General features: G+C 65.8%; 26 protein-coding genes. 17 read left to right on the forward strand and 9 right to left on the reverse strand.

Annotation, left to right across the window (positions count from 1 at the left end; genetic code table 11):
* Positions 1-199: 199 nt before the first annotated feature.
* The 8 genes from C457_RS20140 to C457_RS13255 all read left to right on the forward strand — a co-directional run bounded on the left by C457_RS20140 (position 200) and on the right by C457_RS13255 (position 6918).
* Positions 200-679, forward strand: a complete 480-nt coding sequence (locus C457_RS20140; protein WP_161611449.1) for a hypothetical protein — start codon at positions 200-202, stop codon at positions 677-679.
* Between the two features lie 98 nt (positions 680-777).
* Positions 778-1680 (forward strand): hypothetical protein, encoded by a 903-nt coding sequence (locus C457_RS20145; RefSeq protein WP_152420021.1) that lies wholly within the window; start codon positions 778-780, stop codon positions 1678-1680.
* Positions 1681-2106: 426 nt separating this feature from the next.
* Positions 2107-2829: a hypothetical protein gene (locus C457_RS13230; protein ID WP_008095346.1), complete on the forward strand. Its 723-nt coding sequence runs from the start codon at positions 2107-2109 to the stop codon at positions 2827-2829.
* 101 nt (positions 2830-2930) lie between these two features.
* A complete protein-coding gene (locus tag C457_RS13235) occupies positions 2931-3287 on the forward strand; it encodes a hypothetical protein (protein WP_004974960.1) in 357 nt (118 codons plus the stop codon).
* A complete protein-coding gene (locus C457_RS13240) occupies positions 3284-4225 on the forward strand; it encodes an alpha/beta hydrolase (protein WP_008095349.1) in 942 nt (313 codons plus the stop codon). The genes C457_RS13235 and C457_RS13240 overlap by 4 nt, the downstream gene beginning before the upstream one ends.
* A 71-nt stretch (positions 4226-4296) precedes the next feature.
* The gene (locus tag C457_RS13245) at positions 4297-4788 is read left to right on the forward strand and encodes a hypothetical protein (RefSeq protein ID WP_049905067.1); all 492 of its coding nucleotides are present in this window, start codon (positions 4297-4299) and stop codon (positions 4786-4788) included.
* 92 nt (positions 4789-4880) lie between these two features.
* Entirely contained in the window at positions 4881-6122 is a 1242-nt protein-coding gene (locus C457_RS13250; protein WP_008095352.1) for an ornithine cyclodeaminase, read from the forward strand.
* Positions 6123-6228: 106 nt separating this feature from the next.
* Entirely contained in the window at positions 6229-6918 is a 690-nt protein-coding gene (locus tag C457_RS13255) for a hypothetical protein (RefSeq protein ID WP_008095354.1), read from the forward strand.
* A 30-nt stretch (positions 6919-6948) separates the two neighbouring features.
* On the opposite strand, the gene C457_RS13260 is transcribed toward C457_RS13255, so the two are convergent.
* Both C457_RS13260 and C457_RS20380 read right to left on the reverse strand, forming a co-directional pair.
* Positions 6949-7350 (reverse strand): universal stress protein, encoded by a 402-nt coding sequence (locus C457_RS13260; protein WP_008095356.1) that lies wholly within the window; start codon positions 7348-7350, stop codon positions 6949-6951.
* Between the two features lie 50 nt (positions 7351-7400).
* The gene (locus C457_RS20380; RefSeq protein WP_158544173.1) at positions 7401-7559 is read right to left on the reverse strand and encodes a DUF1059 domain-containing protein; all 159 of its coding nucleotides are present in this window, start codon (positions 7557-7559) and stop codon (positions 7401-7403) included.
* Between the two features lie 180 nt (positions 7560-7739).
* On the opposite strand from C457_RS20380, the gene C457_RS13265 reads away from it, so the two are divergent.
* The 3 genes from C457_RS13265 (at position 7740) to C457_RS13275 (ending at position 10485) form a co-directional block, all read left to right on the forward strand.
* Positions 7740-8750: a DUF7490 domain-containing protein gene (locus C457_RS13265; RefSeq protein WP_008095358.1), complete on the forward strand. Its 1011-nt coding sequence runs from the start codon at positions 7740-7742 to the stop codon at positions 8748-8750.
* On the forward strand, positions 8747-9112 hold the full coding sequence (locus C457_RS13270) for a hypothetical protein (RefSeq protein WP_115819784.1): 366 nt from the start codon (positions 8747-8749) through the stop codon (positions 9110-9112). Before C457_RS13265 ends, C457_RS13270 begins: the two co-directional genes overlap by 4 nt.
* Before the next feature lie 62 nt (positions 9113-9174).
* Positions 9175-10485, forward strand: a complete 1311-nt coding sequence (locus C457_RS13275; RefSeq protein ID WP_008095362.1) for a phosphoribosylamine--glycine ligase — start codon at positions 9175-9177, stop codon at positions 10483-10485.
* Positions 10486-10489: 4 nt separating this feature from the next.
* On the opposite strand, the gene C457_RS13280 is transcribed toward C457_RS13275, so the two are convergent.
* Positions 10490-11311 (reverse strand): hypothetical protein, encoded by an 822-nt coding sequence (locus tag C457_RS13280; protein ID WP_008095364.1) that lies wholly within the window; start codon positions 11309-11311, stop codon positions 10490-10492.
* Between the two features lie 75 nt (positions 11312-11386).
* The gene (locus C457_RS13285; RefSeq protein WP_008095366.1) at positions 11387-12079 is read right to left on the reverse strand and encodes an SDR family NAD(P)-dependent oxidoreductase; all 693 of its coding nucleotides are present in this window, start codon (positions 12077-12079) and stop codon (positions 11387-11389) included.
* 95 nt (positions 12080-12174) lie between these two features.
* Between C457_RS13285 and C457_RS13290 the strand changes: the two genes are divergently transcribed.
* Genes C457_RS13290 through cruF form a run of 3 tightly spaced genes read left to right on the forward strand, consistent with a single transcriptional unit; the run spans position 12175 to position 15476 of the window.
* Complete coding sequence (locus C457_RS13290; RefSeq protein WP_008095367.1) at positions 12175-13677, forward strand: phytoene desaturase family protein; 1503 nt, start codon at positions 12175-12177, stop codon at positions 13675-13677.
* Entirely contained in the window at positions 13674-14579 is a 906-nt protein-coding gene (locus C457_RS13295) for a prenyltransferase (protein ID WP_008095369.1), read from the forward strand. The genes C457_RS13290 and C457_RS13295 overlap by 4 nt, the downstream gene beginning before the upstream one ends.
* 15 nt (positions 14580-14594) lie before the next feature.
* The gene (gene cruF / locus C457_RS13300) at positions 14595-15476 is read left to right on the forward strand and encodes a bisanhydrobacterioruberin hydratase (protein WP_008095371.1); all 882 of its coding nucleotides are present in this window, start codon (positions 14595-14597) and stop codon (positions 15474-15476) included.
* A gap of 54 nt (positions 15477-15530) precedes the next feature.
* Here cruF and C457_RS13305 read toward each other — a convergent pair whose 3' ends face one another.
* The 4 genes from C457_RS13305 to C457_RS20660 all read right to left on the reverse strand — a co-directional run bounded on the left by C457_RS13305 (position 15531) and on the right by C457_RS20660 (position 18793).
* Positions 15531-16478, reverse strand: a complete 948-nt coding sequence (locus tag C457_RS13305; protein ID WP_008095373.1) for a DMT family transporter — start codon at positions 16476-16478, stop codon at positions 15531-15533.
* A gap of 171 nt (positions 16479-16649) precedes the next feature.
* Positions 16650-17393, reverse strand: a complete 744-nt coding sequence (locus C457_RS13310) for a helix-turn-helix domain-containing protein (protein WP_008095375.1) — start codon at positions 17391-17393, stop codon at positions 16650-16652.
* Positions 17394-17452: 59 nt separating this feature from the next.
* Positions 17453-18472: a phytoene/squalene synthase family protein gene (locus C457_RS13315; protein WP_008095376.1), complete on the reverse strand. Its 1020-nt coding sequence runs from the start codon at positions 18470-18472 to the stop codon at positions 17453-17455.
* Positions 18473-18640: 168 nt separating this feature from the next.
* A complete protein-coding gene (locus tag C457_RS20660; protein WP_004974999.1) occupies positions 18641-18793 on the reverse strand; it encodes an HVO_2523 family zinc finger protein in 153 nt (50 codons plus the stop codon).
* A gap of 285 nt (positions 18794-19078) precedes the next feature.
* On the opposite strand from C457_RS20660, the gene C457_RS13320 reads away from it, so the two are divergent.
* The 3 genes from C457_RS13320 (at position 19079) to C457_RS13330 (ending at position 20590) form a co-directional block, all read left to right on the forward strand.
* A complete protein-coding gene (locus C457_RS13320; protein ID WP_004975000.1) occupies positions 19079-19354 on the forward strand; it encodes an ArsR/SmtB family transcription factor in 276 nt (91 codons plus the stop codon).
* An 8-nt stretch (positions 19355-19362) separates the two neighbouring features.
* On the forward strand, positions 19363-19653 hold the full coding sequence (locus C457_RS13325; RefSeq protein ID WP_008095377.1) for a hypothetical protein: 291 nt from the start codon (positions 19363-19365) through the stop codon (positions 19651-19653).
* A 154-nt stretch (positions 19654-19807) separates the two neighbouring features.
* The gene (locus C457_RS13330; protein ID WP_008095378.1) at positions 19808-20590 is read left to right on the forward strand and encodes a spondin domain-containing protein; all 783 of its coding nucleotides are present in this window, start codon (positions 19808-19810) and stop codon (positions 20588-20590) included.
* 485 nt (positions 20591-21075) lie between these two features.
* Here C457_RS13330 and C457_RS13335 read toward each other — a convergent pair whose 3' ends face one another.
* A complete protein-coding gene (locus C457_RS13335; protein ID WP_004975004.1) occupies positions 21076-21549 on the reverse strand; it encodes an Lrp/AsnC family transcriptional regulator in 474 nt (157 codons plus the stop codon).
* Positions 21550-21595: the final 46 nt, after the last annotated feature.

Genomic DNA, 21595 nt, shown 5'->3' on the forward strand with positions numbered 1-21595 from the left:
AGTTTTCCTACGTGGAGAAGTTGAGATTGGCCATGAGAGTGTCGTACTAGCACATCTCGATTGTTATTTTGGCTGAGGTATGCCGGGGATTGTGAGTCGTCGCCCCCGCTGTTAACGAACTAAAGGAGTGGACTGTGTTATTTTATCAAGGAGATTGTACATTGAGAAATCTATGGAACATATCTCATCGGGTCTCATCATGTGTGGACTGTTCATAGACATATTTGGTGCATTGTTAATCGCATTTCCAGATGTGCCTGACTTGGCAAATAAACGGGAGATGGGCGCACTTCGGTCTGCACGAGACAAAATGAATAACGGCTCTCTCGATCCTAGGGACAGTGGCTTCGATGAAGTTAAAGCTATTTTGGAAAATTCAACTCCGGTTGAAACTGCTAACGAAAAACCAAATCCGGACTATGTGAAAATCACAAAAACGAGCCGGAGTGGACTCGCAGCGAAGGAATCTCACGAATCGGATGTGAATTTGGGAGACGAATACATTGAAGGTCATTACCAACCCGCTGGTCACTTCGCATATTCTGACTTCTTCAGAGTCTCACCGGTATATGAGAAAATCAGAGAACGCATAGAAAACGACGAGACAAAAGTGCGATCGGGAGGGTTCATGTTACTGTCGATAGGATTCATATTACAAATATTTGGCACGGCAATGTAGTAAACAAAGAGGTTCACAGACTGTCAAGGGTCAAAGATTAGGAAACATACAGTACGGTTTGGGAAACATCTATACTTCAGGTTTGTTTTGAAGTTCACATGACAAAGGGGCCAGAAGATTTCTTTTCAGAACACGAGATGGAGGTGATAAAAAGCGAATCAATGAGATGGGGAGTCGAAGTAGACTACCACCAAGTAATCGAGGAAATGCAGAGTGTCGGATTTTATCTTGAAGACTGGGAGTCGCACCCAAGTGAATTTCTCAATCTCCCTCTCGAGACCCAGTTAGCAATAACGTTCCGAACGATGAGGCAACCTCACAAAAAGGTTGAGCAGTACCTTATCAAAAACCACAAAAAAACAATACAGTCCGGTCTCAGCCTAATCAAGGGATACGACGAATACTGGCGTTTTGAACCGTGTATCCTGAAATTACGAGAGATGGACCACGACTCACTGACATACTTATTGGAATATCTTGAGTCATTTTTTGAGACGGACTACTTCCACACGTTGAACCAACATAAGACAGTGGTACTCGACAAGCGAGAATATTGGAATCAAGATGAGACCAGTTCACAGAACACCATTCTTGGAAAAGAGATTTTCAACGAAGCATCGAGTCTGTTTGAGTCCGGATTTCCAAACTTGCTGGCAATGAAGCGGATTCTTGACGGAGAATGTCCAAAAAACGATGACCTGCAAAATCTCAGGGCATCCTCAGTCAGACGAGAATTAACTGATCGAGATGACGCTAATAGTGCCTATTTTGACCTGATCGTTGAGGGATATGATAACCAATTACGGAATGCGATGGCGCACGGGAGTTTCTTGAATGACCCGTCCAATAAGGAAATTCGAATCCCCACTAGAAATCTAACGTACTCGTATGAGCAATTCAATAATGCAGTCGCTGCAGCAATAGCAAACTCTGTCTTTTTAACTGGACTTTTCTATGCACTTGTACAGGAGAGTTGCTCACCTGAGACGGAGCATTCCTGATACGCCCAAATTCAACGGTGTATGTGAACACGAATGAAATGTCGGAGTCTCGTGTTTGACGAGGTGATCTATACTAGCACATTTCGACCTTTCTGTTATCACGGACAACCTTCACACGACCGCTCACCTTGGTTGGTCCAATTCCTATTGACAGACCCACAACAATACCTAGTCAGTATCATCTTCCAGCAAAGAGTTCCGGTATGTTGTGAAAATGTTGTACAATGACGAATGATGCGCAACATGTTCGGCTCCGAATAGCGGGCACCGACGCGCTTGACTGCCGCCGCACGCTCGCGGCGAACGTCACTTCCACATCACCTCATTTCTGACGCGCTCGCACCGAGAGCGGCGCGGCCGCCTCGGATCGCCCGTACCGCCGGACAATCCGGTCACTTTTGACTGCCGCCGCCGGAACAGCGGGGTATGCACGAGGGGCGACTCGCAGTCGACATCGAGACGGCCAGCCCGAACGGCCCGCCGAGCGACTTCCGGAACACCGACGACTTCGAGTTGGTCGCCGTCGGCCTCGGCCACCGTGGCGACGGCGACGACCCCGAGGTCGAAGTCGAAGTGCTCCTCCGCGACGGCGACTGGTCGCTTGAACACACCGCCGACCTCCTCCGACGGGTCGTCGAGTGGTGCGAGGCGCGCGACGAGGGCGTCGTCACCTACAACGGCGAGTACTTCGACGAACACCACCTCCGCGCGTGGGCCGACCGCGTCGCCGACGCCGGCGTCTGGGCGGACGCGCCGCGTCGAATCGACGCGCTGTTCGCCGACCACGTCGACCTCGGAACCCTCGCCGCGGACGCGTACCCGGAGGCGGTCCGTCCGAACCGCGACATTCCGGCGCTGTGGAAGGCGTGCAAGGAAGCCGGCGTCGACCAGCCGACCGTCTGGTACGACGACTACGACCTCCCGGCGGGCTACCTCGAACGCCTCGGCATCGAGGACGGCCACGTCAAGGGAGCCCACGTCGGGGAGGCGTTGGGCGAGGCGTACGTCGACGGCGTGGTCGCGGGGCTCGACCACACGCGGACGCACGCCGAACTCACTCGGCTCCTCGTCGACTACGCCGCCGGTGACATCGAACCGCTGTTTTCGCTCCACGACGCGCTCCGCCGGGCCGACGCGAGCGCGGACTGAGTCGTTTCGCCCCTGCCGACCCGGCCCGACGCCGTCGTCGGACCCGCGCGTCGTCCTGTCTCGCGGCAAACGTTTAGCCGCCGGCAGTCGTATCGCGTGGTATGAACGACCTCGAACCGGCGGCCGCCGTCGAGGAGGCGCTCCGCGGCAACGGCATCAGCGTCGAGTCAGTCTCGCTCGACGACGCCGTCTCGCTGACCTATCTCACGGCGTTCCCGGACGTCGAACCCGACCACGGCGAAGTCGGCCGCGCCGTCACGGCCTTCCTCGACCTCGCTCGCGACGACGAGTTCAACCCGAGGACCGTCGAGGCGACGGTGCTCCGAAGCGAGGGCGACGTGCAGGCGACGTGGACGCTCGAAGCCGACTGGATTCGCGCGTACAACGACTACTCGCTGGGCGACGAGGAACTGTCCCAACGCGTTCTCGACAGCCTCTACGAGGAGGGAGACGCGTGAGTGCGTGGCGTCACCGCGGCGAGCCCTCCGCCGCGCGCGGCCCGCGTCGGCCCTCGCACTTCGAGTACTCGCGCGTCTCGCTGACCTTCGAGAGCGAGGGGACGAACTGCGCGGGCTGGCTCTATCGCCCCGACGGCGTCGAGTCGCCGCCGGTAGTCGTCATGGCGGGCGAACTCGCGGCGGAGCGTCGCTTCGGGCTTCGACCCTACGCCGAGCGACTGGCCGAGGCGGGCTACGCGGCGTTCCTCTTCGACTACCGGAACACCGGTGACTCCGACGGGGAGCCCCGGAATCTCGTAGCCCCCGACTCGCAGGTCGCCGACTGGCACGCCGCGCTCGACGGACTCCGCGGGCGCGACGAAATCGACTCGCGCTCGCTCGTCCTCTGGGGTGCGGGGCTCTCCGGCGGCTACGCGCTCCGCGCGGCGGCCGAAGACGGTCGGGTCGCCGCGGTCGTCGCCCAGAACCCCATGCTCGACGGAAAGGCGGTCACGCGGGGCCGAGGCGTCAAAGGGACGCTCGCGACGGTCGCGGCCGCCGTTCGCGACAAACTCCAGTCGCGGCTCCTCGGCCCGTATCGCGTCCCCGTCGTCGGCGACGGCTCGTCGATGGCGGTCTTCGAGGACCCCGGCGTGCGCGCCGCCTACCGCGACCTCGTGCCGCCGGGGAGCGCGTGGCGCGACGAGACGCCCGCTCGGCTGTTCCTCTCGCTGCTCCGCTACCGGGCGCTCCCCGACCCGGAGGCCGTCACCTGCCCGACGCTCCTCGTCTCGGGGGCGCGCGATGACCTCGCGCCCGCCGACGCGGTGGCCGACCTCGCCGACGAGCTACCGGAGTCGACGCTGGTCGAACTCCCCGCCGGCCACTTCGACCACTACGACCGGGCGTTCGAACAGACGTTCGGCCACCTCCTGTCGTTCCTCCGAACGGTTCGCTGACGGGGGACAAGTCACCCCGTTGAACGCTCGCGCGAACCATTATGTCCTCGCCCGGCCTATACCACACAGAAATGTCCACATCCACACGTTTCGTCTCGTTGTTCCTCGCCGTCGCGCTCGTCGCGGTGGCCGCGTCCGCGCCGGTGTTCGCACAGGAGTCCGAGACGCCGAGCGACGAGGAGATGCAACAGCTCCTCGAAGAGGGCGTCGCGCTGTACAACGACAACGTCGAACAGCTCGACGTCTCGTTCGCCCGAAGCCTCATCGCGGGGAAGACGGTGAACGTCTACGTCGAAGACGGCGACGAGACGCACGTGTTCTCGGCGTCGGTGCAAGACGACATGCGCATCGACGACATCTCGACCGGTCCCAACGACGAGGCGTCGACTCGAATCACGACGGACCGACAGACCCTCGAAACCATCGCCGACTCGTCTGACCCGCTCGCCGAGGTTCAAGACGCTCTCGCCGACGATCGCATCCGCGTCTCCGGCGAACGGGGTCACCCCGTCGACCAGGTCGTCTGGACCGTCGCCAACACGTTCAAGGGCTTCTTCCTCTGAACACGGGCAGAACCGAACTTCGTCCGACCCCGTCTTTTCTCCGCGTCATCGCGTCCGTAACCCACTTTGCCGCCTCCCCCGTCTCTCCGTCGATGACGTTCACGCGCACGGTCGAACTCGACGGCCACATCATCGACTCGGGGATGATGCAACAGGCCATGGGCATCGTGATGGACCTCGGGGGGGACTTCGACGTCGAGCAGTTCGACGTCGGCCGGCAGAAAGACGAGACCTCCTACTGCCGGATGTCGGTGTCCGCGGACGACCGCGAGACGCTCCAGGAGATACTGCACGAACTCCACCAAATCGGCGCGAACCTCACTGACCCCGTCGACGCGCGCGTCGAGGCCTCGCCCGCCGACCGGGTCGTCCCCGTGGGCTTTTACTCGACGACGAACCACCCGACCGACGTTCGGTATCAAGGCGAGTGGCTCCCGGTCGAGGACATCGAGATGGACTGCGCGATAGTCGTCGAGGAGACCGACGACGGCCCGCGGGCCTACACGAAGGTCCTCAACGGCATCGAGGAGGGCGACCTCGTCGTCACCGACGAGGCGGGGATTCGCGTCAAGCCGCCGGAGCGCCCCCGAGACGCCTCCGGTCCCTTCGGGTTCATGCAGGGCGGCGTCTCCTCGGAGCGACCGTCGGAGTCGCTCATCGGCGAGGTGGCCGACGCGCTCCGCGAGACCAAAGCCGATGGCGGGAACGTCCTCGTCGTCGCCGGGCCGGCGCTCATCCACTCGGGCGGCGGCGACGCCCTCGCAGAACTCGTCCGCGAGGGCTACGTGGACATGATTTCCGCCGGTAACGGCTTCGCCACCCACGACATCGAACGCGGGCTGTACGGCACCTCTCTCGGGATGGACATGGAGACGATGGAACACCCCCGAAAGGGACACAAACACCACATCTACACCATCAGCGAGGTCATCCGCGCCGGCGGTATCGCCGAGGCCGTCGAGGAGGGACTCATCAAAGAGGGCGTGATGTACGAGTGCGTGAAAAACGACGTGCCGTACGTCCTCGCGGGGTCGATTCGAGACGACGGCCCGCTTCCGGACACCATCACCGACACCATCGAGGCGCAGAACGCCATCCGCGAGCAGGCCCACCGCGCCGACATGGTGCTCATGCTCTCGACGCTCCTGCACTCGGTCGCCGTCGGCAACTGCTTGCCCTCGACGGCGAAGACCGTCTGCGTGGACATCAACCCCGCGACCGTCACGCAACTGCTCGACCGCGGCTCCTCGCAGGCCATCGGCATGGTCACGGACATCGGGACGTTCGTGCCGACGCTCGCCGAGAAGGTGCTCGAAGCCGACGGCGAGAGCTGAGCGGGTCGCGTCGTGCGCCCCCGTCTGACGTGTCTATTATGACCCCGGGTGGCCTCTCGTGTCCTGTATGCAACCCACAGCAGCGCGAGTGCTTCTCGCGGCACTCATGGTTCTCCTCGCCGGGTGCGGGGGCGGCGTCGGCGGCGACGCCACGACCGCAACCGACGCATCGACGGGTGCGACAGACGCGACCGCGACAGCCACCGACGGCGAATCGGCCGACCAGAGCGGCGACGGCGACGCCGAACGGGCCTCGTTTTCGTTCAACGGGACGTGGGACCAGCGGTACCGGACCGGGCAGTACTACCGCTACGACATCACGAGTCCGAGCATCGATGGCACCGCTACCTACGAGTGGGAGGTCGTCTCCGCGACCGACGACGAGGTGACGATTCGGACGAAACTGGTCACGCCCAACACGACGAGCGAGCAGACCGTGAGCGCGCCGCCGGACGAGATTTACGGCGAACTCGCCGGAAGCCCGTCGGGGTCGGTCGCTACCATCGGCTTCGACTCGCCGTACTACAGCGGGGTCGACGGCGAGACGCTCCGCGTCGGCGACGGCTGGGAGGCCTCGGGCGAAAACGGCAACGTGAGCTTCAAAGTCGAGGAGATATCCACCTACGCCGGCCTGGAGTGCGCGAACTTCGTCGTCCGGACGAACGGGAGCGTCTTCTGGGAGAGCTGCGTCACGCCGGAGAGCCCGCTGCCGGGCTACATGGCGTTCTACGAGGAGGAAGGCGACGAAGAGCCCGCGTTCGAGATGGTGCTCGTCGAGTACCGAGCCGGAGACTAACGCGGCCGCGGGCGACCTCGGACGCGACGATTAGACTTTTTCCAGCGGGACGACCGCCATCGGGATGTTCGAGTTCAACAGCACGTCCTGTGCCGTGCTGCCGAAGACGATTTTCGAGGTCGGATTGCGCTTTCGGACGCCGATGACGATTTCGTCCGCGTCCTGTTCGTCGGCGCACTGGAGGATGTCGTCGGCGGCGTCGTTACCGCGGATGTACTGGTGAGTCTCCACGTCCACGAGGTCGCCGAGGCGGGAGACGACGACGTTCAGGGCGTCCTCGCCGTCGCGAACGTCCTCGCTGTCGGTCTCGTCGCCGCCGCGGTGGGAGTTGACGACGTGGAGCACGTCGCCGGCGTCGATTCGTCGCGAGAGATAGTCGCAGACTTCGGCGCTGGTGTGGACCGAGTTCGTCCCGATAACGTATGTTGCCATGCCACATATCGCTACGCCGTCCTATAAAAATCCACGCCCGACCGCGCTCGTCAGGCCTGCTTCATCATCGCCAGCACGTCGTCTCTCGTCATCTCTTTTCCGTGCTCGTCGTGGGCGTGGTGCTGAATCACTTTCACGACCTCGTTTCTGTTCTCGGAGGTCACGCTGAACCCGCACGAACACGTCGCCTGTTGCATCGCCTTCGACATGGTAGCAGAGATAGGCGCCCCGAGAGCAAAGCGTGTGTTCACACTCGTCGTGACACTCCCGCTGACGGGCGGGTCCCCGCGGCCACGGTGTCTCTGCGGCCGTGGTCTCGCCGTTGTGTCGCCCGCTCCGCCAACCCATCGGGGACAAAACATATACCCGACCGTAAATGTCAGTCGGGTATGGAAAGAAACGCCCTCCTCACGGCCGGGGCGGTCGGCGTCGTCGTCGTGGCGCTCGTCGCCGCCGCCGTCGTTCCGGGGGTCGTCGCGGACCCGACCGACGACGGCCCCGTCCGTCCCGGACCGGTGGACGTCGCCGGCGTCTCCATCGCGGCCGGACAGGCGACGGGGGAGACGGTCACGCTCGAAATCGAGACCAGAATCGACCACCGAGGTAACCCCACGCAGAACGTGAGCGTCCTCGTCCGCGCCGTCGACGCCGAGTCGGGGCTGTTGACGACGACGCAGGAACTCGACGTCGGGACGCTCTCCAAGGACGGTGAGGTGGCGACGACGACCAACCTCACGGTCCCCCGCGAGGGCGGCTACGACATCGAGGTCGTCCTCTACAGCGACGACGAGCGGGTCGACCAGGCGCGAAAGAGCGTCCGCGGCGTCTCGGCCATCAAGCCGCCGTACCTCCGGTCGACCACCTCGTTCACCGACAGCGAGGCGCTCCCGCCCGTCTCCTTCGCCATCGCCGAGGCCGGCGAGGACCGGACGACGCTCGACCTGACGGCGACGCTGACGAACGCCGGCGACGACCCGGCCGAGGACCTCTCGGTGCTGTTCGTCCTCCGGCAGGCCGAATCGAACATCGTGGCCTCCCGGACGACGGTCGACGCGGGGACCATCGCGGCCGGCCGGACCGAGACGGTGGACGCGTCGGCGAGCGTCCCGAACGACTACAACTACTACATCGACGCCGTGTTGCTCCGCGACGGGGTCGTCATCGACACCGCCCGCGGCGCGGCGAACCTGAACCCAACGAGGACGATTAGCGTGAACCAGACCAGAGAGGACGTGGAACTCCGCGTCGAAGACTTCGAGAACGGCGACGGCGGCGACGCGCCGCAGCGAACCGACTACGAGCGGACCGAGACCTCCTCGGCGGCACCGGGCTTCGGCCCGATAGTGGCCGTCGTCGGACTTCTCGTGGCCGTCTTCGCCACCCGGAGGTGGTCGAAATGAGCGACGAGACGCGGACGGAGGGAGCGCAGTCGACGACTGACGAGCCACCGACGACCGACGATGACGCGTCCGGGGTGGACAGACTTCGAGAGCCCACACCGGACCCGACCGACGAGGAAGAAGGCGAGAACCGCGAGTTCGCGGAGCGGATGCGCCGCTACCTCGACTACGCGGTCCTCGCGGGACTGCTGTTGCTCGCGCTCATCGCGGCGCTACAGTTCTACCTCAACGCCAGCCAGACCATCACGACGTGGGTGAACCCCGAGTACCGCGCGCCGTTCCAAGCGGCGTTCAACCTCGTGTTGCTCCTCGGGGCGGCGCTCGGCGTCTCCATCCAGCTTCGCCGGCTGACGAGCGACTGAGCGGTCGCCGAGGTAGCTCTCGCCACACACACAGTTTTCAGGCCGCCGCCCGACACCTTTGTGTGAACTTCCTTTTCGTGTCGGCGGACGCCGCGCTCATCACCGACCTCGCGTGGCAGGTCCACAGAGAGGGCCACGACGTTCGGTACTACATCGAAGCCGAGCGCGACAAAGAGATCGGCGACGGCTTCGTCCCGAAGACCGACGACTGGCGCGCGGAGGTCGAGTGGGCCGACGTGACCGTCTTCGACGACATCTGGGTCGGCTCCGACATCGGCACCGGCGCGCTGGCGCAGGAACTCCGCGAGGAGGGACACGCCGTCGTCGGCGGGACGCCCAACACCGACCGCCTCGAAGAGGACCGCGGCTACGCGATGGACGTGCTGGAGTCCCACGGCGTGAACACGGTCGAACAGCGCGTCTTCCACGACTTCGACGAGGGCATCGAGTACGTCCGGCGGAACCGCGCCCCCTACGTCATCAAGCCGCTCGGCGAGGTGCAGAACGTCAAGCGACTCCTCTACGTCGGCAACGAGGACGACGGCAGCGACGTGGTCGAGGTGCTCCGCGCGTACAAGCAGGCGTGGGGCCACCGAATGAAGGGCTTTCAGCTCCAGCGGAAGGTCGAAGGCGTCGAAATCGCCGTCTGTGGCTTCTTCAACGGGGAGACGTTCGTCGACCCGGTGAACTTCAACTTCGAGCACAAGAAACTGTTTCCGGGCAACATCGGCCCCTCGACCGGCGAGATGGGAACCTCGATGTTCTGGGCCGGGCGGAACCGGCTGTTCGAGGAGACGCTGGGTCGACTCGAATCGTGGCTCGCCGAGGAGGGCTACGTCGGGAGCATCGACATCAACTGCATCGTCAACGAACACGGCATCTATCCGCTGGAGTTCACGCCGCGGTTCGGCTACCCGACGATTACGCTCCAAGAAGAGTCCTTCGAGTCGTCGACGGCGCAGTTCTTCTACGACCTCGCCCACGGCAACGACCCCGAACTATCGGTCCACGGCGGCTACCAGATCGCGGTCCGCATCGTCCTGCCGCCGTTTCCCTTCACCGACGAGAAGACCTACGACGAGAACTCCCGCAACGCGGCGGTCGTCTTCGAGACCGACAGCCGCGAGGGCGTCCACATCGAGGACGCGAAACTCGTCGACGGGCAGTGGCGCGCCGCCGGCGAGAGCGGCATCCCGCTCGTCGTCACCGGGAAGGGCGAGACGATGCAGGAGGCGAGAAAACAGGCGTACGACCGCGTCGACGACATCGTCATCCCGAACCTGTACTACCGCGACGACATCGGCGAGCGCTGGATAGACGGCGACGGCGACCGACTGCTCGCGTGGGGCTACCTCGGCCCGACCGGCCAGTAGTCGATTAGTTGAGCACCAGCCACGCGACGAAGACGGCGAGCCCGCCGACGGCGGTGCTCACCGCGGCGTGGAACCGGAGACGGTCGAGAATCGCGTGGGCGTGGCCGTCTTCGACCGACAGCAGTTCGTGAATCTCGCTACCGATTTCACAGCGCGGGAGGAAGTCCATGGCGACGTGGAGGAAGACGCCGGAGGCGAAGCCGAAGACGAGCCCGCGGAAGGCACCGGTCGCCGGGAGCGACACGGCGCTGGAGACGATGGCGGCGATGCCGAGACCCGCCGCGGGGAGGAGAAGCGGGGCGACGGATTTGCCCTGTCCCGAGAGCCGCCGGGCGGCGGCGTAGCCGGCCGGGCCTTTGTGCGAGACGATGGCGAGTCCGAGGCCGACGCCCACGTCGATGTTCCCGTAGACGATACCGATAATCGCGCCCGCGGAGATGGCGTGCGCCGAGAGTTCGGTCACGGTGCGGTCAACGGGGAAGTCCATGTGGGCGAAGCGGTGGCCGACGGTGTGAGCGGCGAAGCCGGCGAGGATGCCGAAGGCGATGCCGAAGCCGCCGAACTGGGTGTGGTGGCCGAGCGCCTGCGGGACCAGAAACACCGCGGCGCTCGTCACCATCGCGCCGCTGGCGAGGCCGTAGCCCCAGACGAGTCCCTCGGCGTGCTCGGCCCGGCTGCGCGCGCCGAAGGGCGCGGCGAGCGCCATCGCGCCGAAGGCGGCCCACGAGACGACGAGCAGGTTCCACGCCTCGGCGCTCGCGGCGTACGCGGAGAGCGCGACGAGTGCCACGACGCTCCCCACGCCGATGGCCGTCGAACGGTTCATATTGTGAACGAACTGGTTCGGATTAATAAGGGGCGCGGTTCCGGCGGGATGGGGGAGTCGAAGCTGCGAGAACCCTCACCGCGTCGCTTTCTTCCAGACCCTGCGGTCCGCGATGTCGCCGTCGAACTCGGCGGGGTCGGCGTCGGTCGCCGCCCAGACGAACAGGTCGGCTACGTCGTCGGGGTCGCGGCCCTGTCCGCCGGTGAGGTCGGTGGCGACGAGACCGGGGTCGACCACGGTCACGGTCTGGTCGCAGTCGGCGGCGAACTGTCGGACGAGCGCCTCGGCGGCCGCCTTGGAGACGGCGTACGCCCCCATTCCCGGCTTCGCCTCACGAGCGATTGAGCCGGAGGGCACGAGGATGCGCCCGTCGTCGGCCATGTGCGGGAGCGCCTCTTTGACCGCCGCGAAGACGCCGCGAACGTTGGTCCGGAGCGTGTCGTCGAACGCCGCGTAGGACTCTTCGGGCGCGGGCATCTCGCCGGGCGTCCCGTGGGCGACGGCGGCGTTGGCGACGAGCACGTCGATGTGCCCGCCGGCGCGGGCCGCCGTCTCCATCAGTCGCTCCATGTCGAGTTCGTCGCGCACGTCGGCGCGGACGGCGCTCGCGGTCCCGCCGTCGGCCTCGATGTCGTCGACGACCGACTGGAGGGCGTCGCCGTCGCGGGCGCAGGCGACGACCGTCGCGCCGGCGCGACCGAGGGCGCGCGCGACCGCCGCGCCGATTCCGGAACTCGCGCCTGTGACCACCGCGGTGGTGTCGTTCATGCGGGGCCGTAAGGAGGGACCGAGCCTAAAGCTACCCCCCGACGGCGGTCGATTCGGTCAGTCGATTTATGTTCTCTACGTCCTTACGAACGGACATGAATTCTGTCTCGGCTCTCGACTCCCTCGCCGGCGAGTCCGTCGTCGTCGTCGGCGGCGGGTTCGGCGGCCTCTCGACGGCGTGCTACCTCGCGGACGCCGGTGCCGACGTGACGCTGTTGGAGAAGAACGAACAGCTCGGCGGCCGAGCCAGCACGCTCGAACGCGACGGCTTCCGGTTCGACATGGGGCCGTCGTGGTACCTCATGCCCGACGTGTTCGAGCGCTTCTTCGCCTACTTCGGCAAGCGGCCCGAGGACTACTACGGGCTGACCCGACTCGACCCGCACTACCGCATCTTCTTCAAGGACGGCGACCGCGTGGACATGCTCCCCGAGGTCGAGGCCAACAAGGCCACCTTCGAGTCCTACGAGCCCGGCGCGGGCGACAGGCTCGACGACTACCTCCGGAAGGCCGAGCGGAACTACCGCATCGGGATGGAGCACTTCGTCTACACCGACCGCCCGGAGCTGACCGACTACATCGACCTCGACGTGTTCCGGTACTCGTGGGGGCTGTCGCTCGTCGGCTCGATGCAGGACCACGTCGAGAAGTACTTCGACCACCCGAAGCTCCAGCAGATAATGCAGTACACGCTGGTGTTCCTCGGCGGCGCGCCGAACAACACGCCGGCGCTCTACAACCTCATGAGCCACGTGGACTTCAACATGGGCGTCTACTACCCCGACGGCGGCCTCGCGGGCGTCGTCGACGCCATCGTCGACCTCGCCGAGGAGCTGGGCGTCGAGTTCCACACCGACTCGCCCGTGGCCGAAATCGCCGGTCGCCGCGGCGGGTTCGCCGTCCGCACCGAAGACGGCCGCGAGTTCCTCTGCGACCAGGTCGTCTCCGACGCCGACTACGCCCACACCGAACAGGAACTCCTCCCGGAGAAGAAGCGCCAGTACGACGCCGACTACTGGGACTCCCGAACGTACGCCCCCTCGGCGTTTCTGCTCTACCTCGGCGTCGAGGGCGACGTGGACGAACTCGCCCACCACACGCTCGTGTTACCCACCGACTGGGACGACCACTTCGAGACGATATTCGAAGACCCCGCGTGGCCCGACGACCCCGCGTACTACCTCTGTGTCCCCTCGAAGACCGACGACACGGTCGCTCCGGAGGGCCACAGCAACCTGTTCGCGCTCGTCCCCATCGCGGCCGGGCTGGAGGACACGCCGGAACTCCGCGAGAGCTACCGCGACCTCGTCCTCGCCGACATCGCCGACAACACCGGCGTCGACCTCCGCGACAGAATCGTCGTCGAGGAGTCGTTCTGCGTGAACGACTTCAAGGAGCGCTACAACAGCACGCAGGGAACCGCCCTCGGACTCGCCCACACGCTGTTCCAGACGGCGCTCCTCCGCCCGCCGCACGGCTCCGAGACGGTCGACGGCCTCTACTTCACCGGCTCGTTTACCACGCCGGGCATCGGCGTCCCGATGTGTCTCATCAGCGGTCAACTCACCGCCGAGGAGATGGCCGAAGACGCGAGATGAGCGCCGATATGGCCGCACAGAGCGAGTCCGGCGAGGGCGGCGACGACGGACGAGCAGACGGCGGTCTCCGAGACCGACTCGTCTACCTCGCGGTCCTCTCGCGGCCCCGGTTCTGGCTCTACCTCGCCGGCCCCGTCGTCGTCGGCGTCGCGGCCGCCGCGAGCGCCCCCGCCGACCTGTTCGGCCTCGAACCCGTCGCCCTGTTCGCGTACTTCCTCGTCCCCGCGAACGTCTTTCTCTACGGCGTCAACGACGTGTTCGACGCCGACGTGGACGAAGCGAACCCGAAGAAGGACGACCGCGAGGCCCGCTGGCGCGGCGACCCCGTGAACACCGTCGTCGTCGCCGCGAGCGGCCTGCTCGGAGTCGGCCTGTTCGCCGTCGCTCCGCGGGTGGCGTGGCCGTGGCTCGCCGCGCACTTCTTCCTCGCCGTCGAGTACAGCGCGCCGCCGTTTCGGTTCAAGACGACGCCGCTTCTCGACTCGGTCTCGAACGGCCTGTACGTCCTGCCGGGCGTCGCCGCCTACGCGGCCGTTTCGGGGTCGAACCCCCCGATGCTCGCCGTCGCGGGCGCGTGGCTCTGGACGATGGGGATGCACACGTTCTCCGCGATTCCCGACATCGAGCCGGACCGCGAGGCCGGCATTCGAACGACCGCGACGGCCCTCGGCGAGCGGCGGACCTACTGGTACTGCGCCGCGACGTGGGTTCTCGCGGCCGTCGCCTTCGCCGCGGTCGACCCCCGACTCGGCGCGCTCTTGGCGGCCTATCCGGTCGTCGTCCTCGGTATCGCCACCTCCGGCGTCGACGTGGACCGGGCGTACTGGTGGTACCCCGTTATCAACACCGTCGTCGGCATGCTCATCACCCTCGGGGCTCTCTGGAGGCTCGTCAATGGGTGAACCGGAGGTGCGGCCGTGAGCGCGAGCGACCTGCGAGCGCGGCTGCCGTCTACCCGCGGTGAAGCGGAGGCGGCGCTCGACCGACTCGTGCGCGACAACCGCTTTACTATCTCGGTGTTCTTCCCGCTGAACGGCGCGGTGCTCCTCGTCGCCAGCGCGATGGGCTGGCTCCCCGACCCGCTGGCGTTCAACGCGTTTCTCATCCTCCTCGGGACGTTCGTGATGCGCTCGCCGCTCATCGTGGGCGTCCTCCCGCTCGTGACCAGACGTGCCGCTCTCGGCGTCGGCGCGCTCACCGCGTACGCCTACGCCATCGAGTACACCGGCGTCACCACGGGCTGGCCGTACGGCTGGTTCCACTACGGCGTCGACCTCGGGCCGACGGTCGCCGGGGTTCCTATCGGCTTGCCGGTGTTTTTCATCCCGCTCGTCATGAACGCCTACCTGCTGTGTCTGCTCTTGCTGGGCGACCGCGCCCGCAACGGGGCCGTCCGCCTCGGCGTCGTCATCGCGGCCGTCCTCGCCATGGACGTGGTGCTGGACCCCGGCGCGGTCGCGCTCGGCTTCTGGGAGTACTACCGCCTCGCCGACGACGCGGTGCTGTTCTACGGCGTCCCGCTTTCGAACTACGCCGGTTGGGTCGTCAGCGCGACCGTCGCCGTCGTCGCGCTCGATTGGTCGTTCGACCGCGAGGCGCTTCTCGCGCGACTCGACCGCACGGAGTTCATGCTCGACGACCTGGTGAGCTTCGTCATCCTCTGGGGCGGCATCAACGCGTGGTTCGGCAACTGGATTCCCGTCGCGGTCGCGGCGCTGTTCGGCGTCGGACTGCTCAAGACGGACCGGTTCGACTCGCGGCTTCTGCGGCTTCCGCGGCGGTTGCCGTGGCGCTCCTGAACGGCGGGATTCCCTCGCGCTCGCGCCCGTCTGTCGCGGCCCCAGCGCTGTCTCTCAGTCGGATTCGACGCCGCGACGCCGGCCCCGATAGGCGGCTCCGAGCCGTTTCCACTTGAGCAGGCCGAAGCCGAGGAGGACGAACCCGAAGCCGACGAGCGTGGTCGCGGTCACGGGCTCCGTGAACAGAAGCCAACTGTACACCGTCCCGAAGCCGGCGATGGCGTAGGTGACGAGGTTGAGCTCGACGGAACCGAGTCGGGGGAGAAGCGAGAAGTACAGCAGGTAGCCGACCGCGCTCACGAAGACGCCGAGATAGACGAGACCGACGACGCCCGCCGGCGACGCGTCGACCCCCGCCAGCGACTCCGTCGGACTCGCCGCGCTCGCGAGATGGGTCGCGGCGGCTCCGACGACCATCGCCCACGCGGTCTGGGTGGCGAACGGCATCTCGGTCTCGATTCGCTGGGCGAGCACGCCGCCGAGCGCGAAGGACGCCGCGGCGAGCACCAGTATCGCCTGCCCCGCGGCGTTCCCCGCGAGGAGGTTCGACGGGTTCGGGTCGGTGATGACGACTAAGCCGAGGAAGCCGACGACGACGCCGAGCAGTTCGACCGGGCCGAATCGCTCGTCGGGCAGAAACAGCTTCGCGAACCCGACGGTCAGTATCGGAATCAGCCCCGCGAGCACCGAGGCGACCGCGCTCGGGACGGTCTGCTGGCCGACGTTCTGGAGGACCCCGTAGCCCCCGAGCGTCAGGAGACCGGCGACCGAGACGGCCGCCCAGTCGCCTCGTGTGCGGGGTCGCCAGTAATCGGTGCGTCGCCCCGCGTACAGCAACAGGAGGACCGCCCCGATGTCGAGCCGGAGCGCGGCGTACAGAATCGGCGGGAACGACCCCAGCCCGACCGTCACCGCGGGGTAGGTGCCACCCCAGACCGCCGCCAAGAACACGAACAGGACGGCGTTCCGGTATCGACCGGCGAGGAGTTGGCTACCGACCATGACGAGGGACGGTGTGTGAAGCCGGCGTCGCGGGCGCGGTCGAGTCAGCGGTTCGCGGTGGCGTGTCGAGAATCGATCTCGGCTCGTCGGCGGTCGAGAGCGATGCGTCGGCGTGTGCGCTCATCACCGGGACCTACGCCCGCGAGCCGGGAGAACCGGAGGGTTAGGATGCTAACCCCCGTCGCCGGGCCGCGCAGCCGGCGGGTCGCGGTCGGCGTCGAGACCGGCGAGCGCGGAGACGGCGGCCCCGAGGAGCTTTCGCTCCGCACGGCGGAGCGTCTTCGAGATGGCGACGTCGGAGACGCCACAGCGGTCGCCGAGAGAGGCGAGCGACTCGCCCCGCGGCGTCTCGTAGTAGCCGTGTTCGACCGCGGTTCGGAGCACCCGCGCCTCCGTCTCGGTGAGTCGCTCACAGCCGTCGAGGAGCGTCGCGGCCTCGTGGAAGTTCCGGAAGACGGCGGCCGCACCCGAGTCTGTGAGCGGCGTCTGCTCGACGACGGTGAGTTCGTAGCGGCGGTCGAGCGAGTCGAGAGTGGCCGCCGCGGCATCCGGCTCGGCGAACCCGAGGTGCCACCGTTCCCAGCCGTCCCTGTCGCGGAACGGAGCGATGACAGCGCCGCCGTTGGCCATGACCGTCTCGATGGCGACGGTCTCTTCGAGCACGACGTGGGCCGTCGCGTGCGACCCGCGCTTCCACTTCAGTTCGAAGCGGCGCACCCCGTCGGCGTCTCTGAGCGCGCGGATGCCGGCCTCTAACTGCGACCGCCCCGGCGACGAGGCTTCGACCCAGAGGTCGCACTGGCCGGTTTCGGGCGAGAGATTCCAGTACGGCGTGGTCAGCGTCACGTCGTGCGCGGCGGTCACCCGTCCCAGCGGACAGTCGTCTAACCGGGTGTCGAGGGTGACGCGATGCATGCCGGGGGCTCTCTCGGCCACCCAGTAAATCTTTCAGTCGCGGAAAAATCGCGCGTCGCTCAGTCCGAGCCCCAGCGGTTCAGCGACCGGAGCCAGCCGGAGACGCGCCCGCTCCGTCGGCTGCGGCCGATCCGCGTCGAACCGGGGCCGAAATCAGCGTCGAGGTCGTCGTCGTCCGGGTAGGGGACGACGCTGACGGCCTTGAACACGGCCACGGGGTCGCGCCAGACGGCCCAGTACGCCGCGGTCTTCGCGAGGAGCGTGAGCTTCCGCCCGAAGCTCAGTTCGGGCGTCGCCGTGAGCGTGTCGTAGCCGAGGTTCCGAATCGACCGGTGGTGGTCGGCGTACAGCACCGCCGAGAGGAGCACCGGGAACTGGCAGTCCGCCGGGAGGTACTCGATGCCGGCGACGCCGTCGCGGTACAGCGACTCCGTTCGACGGAGTTCGTCGCGCATCACGTCGGCGACGCGCTCGTCGAACTCGAGGTCGAGTATCTGTTCGGCGTCGACGCCGTGGCGGTCGAGCGTCGTCCGCGGGAGGTACACCCGGTCGCGCTCGACCACGTCTTCGCCCACGTCGCGCAGGAAGTTCGACATCTGGAACGCCTGTCCCAGCGCCGTCGCGTGCGGGAGCGCCGCCTCGGGGTCGTCGGGACGCATGACGTCGGTCATCATCCGACCGACCGCGGAGGCCGACCCGTCCATGTACGTCTCAAGTTCGTCGTAGGTCTCGTAGCGGTCTTTTTCGATGTCCGACTCCATCGCGTCGATGAAGACGTTCACGTCGTCGGGGTCGATACCGTAGCGCTCTCTGAGTTCGGCGAACGCCGACAGGACGGGGTCGTCGGTCTCGACCTCGCCGAGCGCCTCGGCGCGGAGGTGTTCGAGACGCTCGCGCTGTTGTGCCGGCGGCGCGGTCTCCTCGGCGTCGACGACCTCGTCGGCGACCCGAAAGAACGCGTACAGCACGTACGTGGCGTGTCTGACGCGCTCCGGGAGGAGGCGCGTCGCGAAGTAAAACGTCTTTCCCGTCCGCTGTTGGATGTCTTTTCCCGCCTCGACCTGTGATTCGTTGAGCATCGTTTCGTGTACGTGGCCGCATCCGTCTCGGGACCAACTGAGCTGACCGGGGAGGACAGTCATTCGTTAGGTCTCCGCCGACATAACGCTTCGTGCTGTCGTGAAATCAACCCGCGAACCCGCCGACTTCGCAGTGGTACCAGCGCGGGCGTCTCCTGTCAGGTTTCGTTACCAGAACGTGTCGCTGCAGTCGTAGACGACCCCGTGTTCCGGGCAGACGTACTTGCAGTGGCGGTGGTCCATCGATGTGCCGCAGAAGGGACAGGGCCGTCCCTTCGGAGACTCGATGGCACACGCGTTCCGTCCGGTGTCGTCGTCCATACGAGTTTTCGTAGGACGCGACCGACATATCCCTTACTGCCGTCGGGGGGTCCTGCCGGTTCGAGTCGGTCCGCCGGTGAGGCCGAGTCGGTTCCGTCTCGGACACCGGCGAGCGCTGTCGGGGCGGCGGCACCGACCGACTCGGCGCGCCCGGAGACTCCACCCGAATTTGGTACGGAACTGGAACAACGCTCATGTGCGGTCGTCGCCGAGTCGAACTCGTCGCGTCGAACGGCACCCGCGAGAATAATACCGCGCTCGACCAATCAACCAAACGAACAGTCGATGGAGAAGGCGCTTTGGTATCTGCTCACGGCGACCCGCGGCGGCGAGAACCGCGTCCGCATCATCCGCGCCCTCTCGGAGCGCCCGCAGAACGCGAACCGCCTCGCCGACGAACTCGACGTGGGCTACAAGACCGTCAGACACCACCTCGACGCCCTCGAATCCCACGGGGTCGTCGAGGCCGGCGGCGACAAGTACGGACGGCTGTACTTCCTCACCGACCAGTTCGAACGGTACCGCGACACCTTCGAAGAAATCACGACACACCTCGAATGACCATGGCAATGGACACCCAAATCATGGCGGCCAGCGCCCTCTCGGGCGCGAACATCGTCTTCCTCGCGGCGCTGACCGCCGTGTGGATTCGCAACTACCGGACGTTCCGCACCTCGCTCGTCCTCGGTCTGCTCGCGTTCGCCGTCGTCATGCTCGTCGAGAACGCCGTCGCGCTCTACTTCTTTTTCACCATGCAGAGCCTCTACTCCGGGGACCCCCACGTCCAGCAGGCCGTGTTGGTCCTCCGCGGCCTCCAACTCGTCGCGCTGACGTTCCTGACCTACGTGACGGTCCGGTGAGCGACCCGGCGGTATCGACCTTCGGCCCTCGCCCCGGTCCGAATTTGGTACAGAGTCGACCCCGATTCGTCACGGAGTCACCCCGAATCTCGAAAAACCGCCTTTAGCCGGTCTCGCGTCTTCGTTGTCGTGGCACCGACCACACGTGAGACCAATGACGGACACGACGACTCCGACGACGCGACGAACCGTACTCGGACTGACCGGCGCGGGCGTGCTGGCCGCCCTCGCCGGCTGTTTGGGTAGTGCGAGCCTGCCGGGCCAATCGACCGGAAACGGAAACAGCCAGTCCGCGCGAACCTACCGCGTGACCGTGGCGAACCTGACGACCGGACAGCCGTTTACCCCGCCGGCGGTGGTCGCCCACCGCGCCGGCGTGGAACTGTTCGCCGTCGGCGACCCGGCGAGCGACGCCATCAGAGAACTCGCCGAGAACGGGAACCTCGGCCCGCTCGGTGAGCTGGCCGAAGCGAGCGACGACGTTCGCGGCGTCGCGGTCGGCGACGCGCCGCTCGTCCCCGACGAACTCCCGGCGAGCGAGATGTTTCCCGCGGCCGCGACGCTCGAACTGGAGACCGACGCCAGCGGCGCGTACCTCTCGTTCGTCAGCATGCTCATCGGCACGAACGACGGGTTCGCCGGCCTCGACACCGTCCCGCTCCCGGAGCGGGTCAACGAGTCGCGGTCGTACTTCGCGGCCAGCTACGACGCCGGAACCGAGGTCAACACCGAGGCGTACGGCGACATGGTCCCCCCTGCACAGGCCCTCTACGGCATCGACTCCGGGACCGACGGAACCGGCATGAGCGACCCCGACCTCGCCGAGAACGGTGTTATCGCGCCGCACGCGGGTATCGTCGGCGACGGCGACCTCGACCCCACCGTCTACGGCTGGGACGACCCCGTCGCGCTGGTTCAGGTCGAACGACTCGACTGAGTCGGCCGCGACCTGACTTCTCGACCGCTGAAACGCCGTCGCTCGCGGGTCACGAGCGTCGTCGGAGAACAAAAACCGAGGCGTGGACGCCGTCGGAAGCGAACGACCGGGGGCGGTCGTCCGGTGAAACCACGTAGCGTACCACGCGGCGAGTGCAGGGAGGCCCGACCGCGCGATGCTGTTGCAGCCGCGTCTACCCGTTGTCGGAGCGCGTTGAACCGCTCTGGTGGTGATGGTGGTGGTGGGGGGCATCCGGTCGGCGAGAGACCGACGCGAACGGGAGGGTCTCTGACAACGGCGATTACCAGTTCGTTATCACTCGTCAAAGCTGTACCGGTGGTTCGAGAGCCGGGCCATCGGACATCGACGGGCTCGGATTCGGCACTAAGACGGCGTTTCACGCCCCCTGTACTCGTGTTACCTACCGAAATGTCACCGGTGTCGGTCCCGAGTGACGGCGCTTCGCGCGTCGGCTCTCGGCCGGTTCACTCGTCGCCCCCGTCGCCGAACTTCGCGTACGGCCGGCGGTGAGTGTTCCGAATCAGATCCTCGTCGGAGACGCGAAGCCCCAGTTCGTCTAACTCCTCGCCGATTCGACTGAGGTCGTCGCCGTCGACGCCGATAGCTCGGACCATGACGTTTCGCTCGCCGGTCATCACCTCCTGTACCTCGACGACGCCGGGGACCGCGGCGGCGGCCTCGGCCAACTCCTCGCGCTCCGGAATCGGGGCCGTACAGACGATGAGCGTGTACAGTTGGTACCCCGCGCGCTCGTAGTCCACGTCGGCGTGGTAGCCGCGGACCACTCCGTCGGCTTCGAGTCGCTGGATACGGTTTCGGACGGTGCTCGCCGAGGCGTCGAGTTTGTCGGCGATGTCGGTCGACGACGTGCGGCGCGCCTCCGACTGCAACGTGTACAGTATCTTCCTGTCCAGCGCGTCGAGTTCTCGACTCGTCATTCGTCTGGTCGTCTGTCGCCCGCGACATTAACCCTCCCGGCATCGT

The organism is Haloferax prahovense DSM 18310, assembly GCF_000336815.1.
In the GTDB taxonomy this organism is placed as follows: Archaea; Halobacteriota; Halobacteria; order Halobacteriales; family Haloferacaceae; genus Haloferax; species Haloferax prahovense.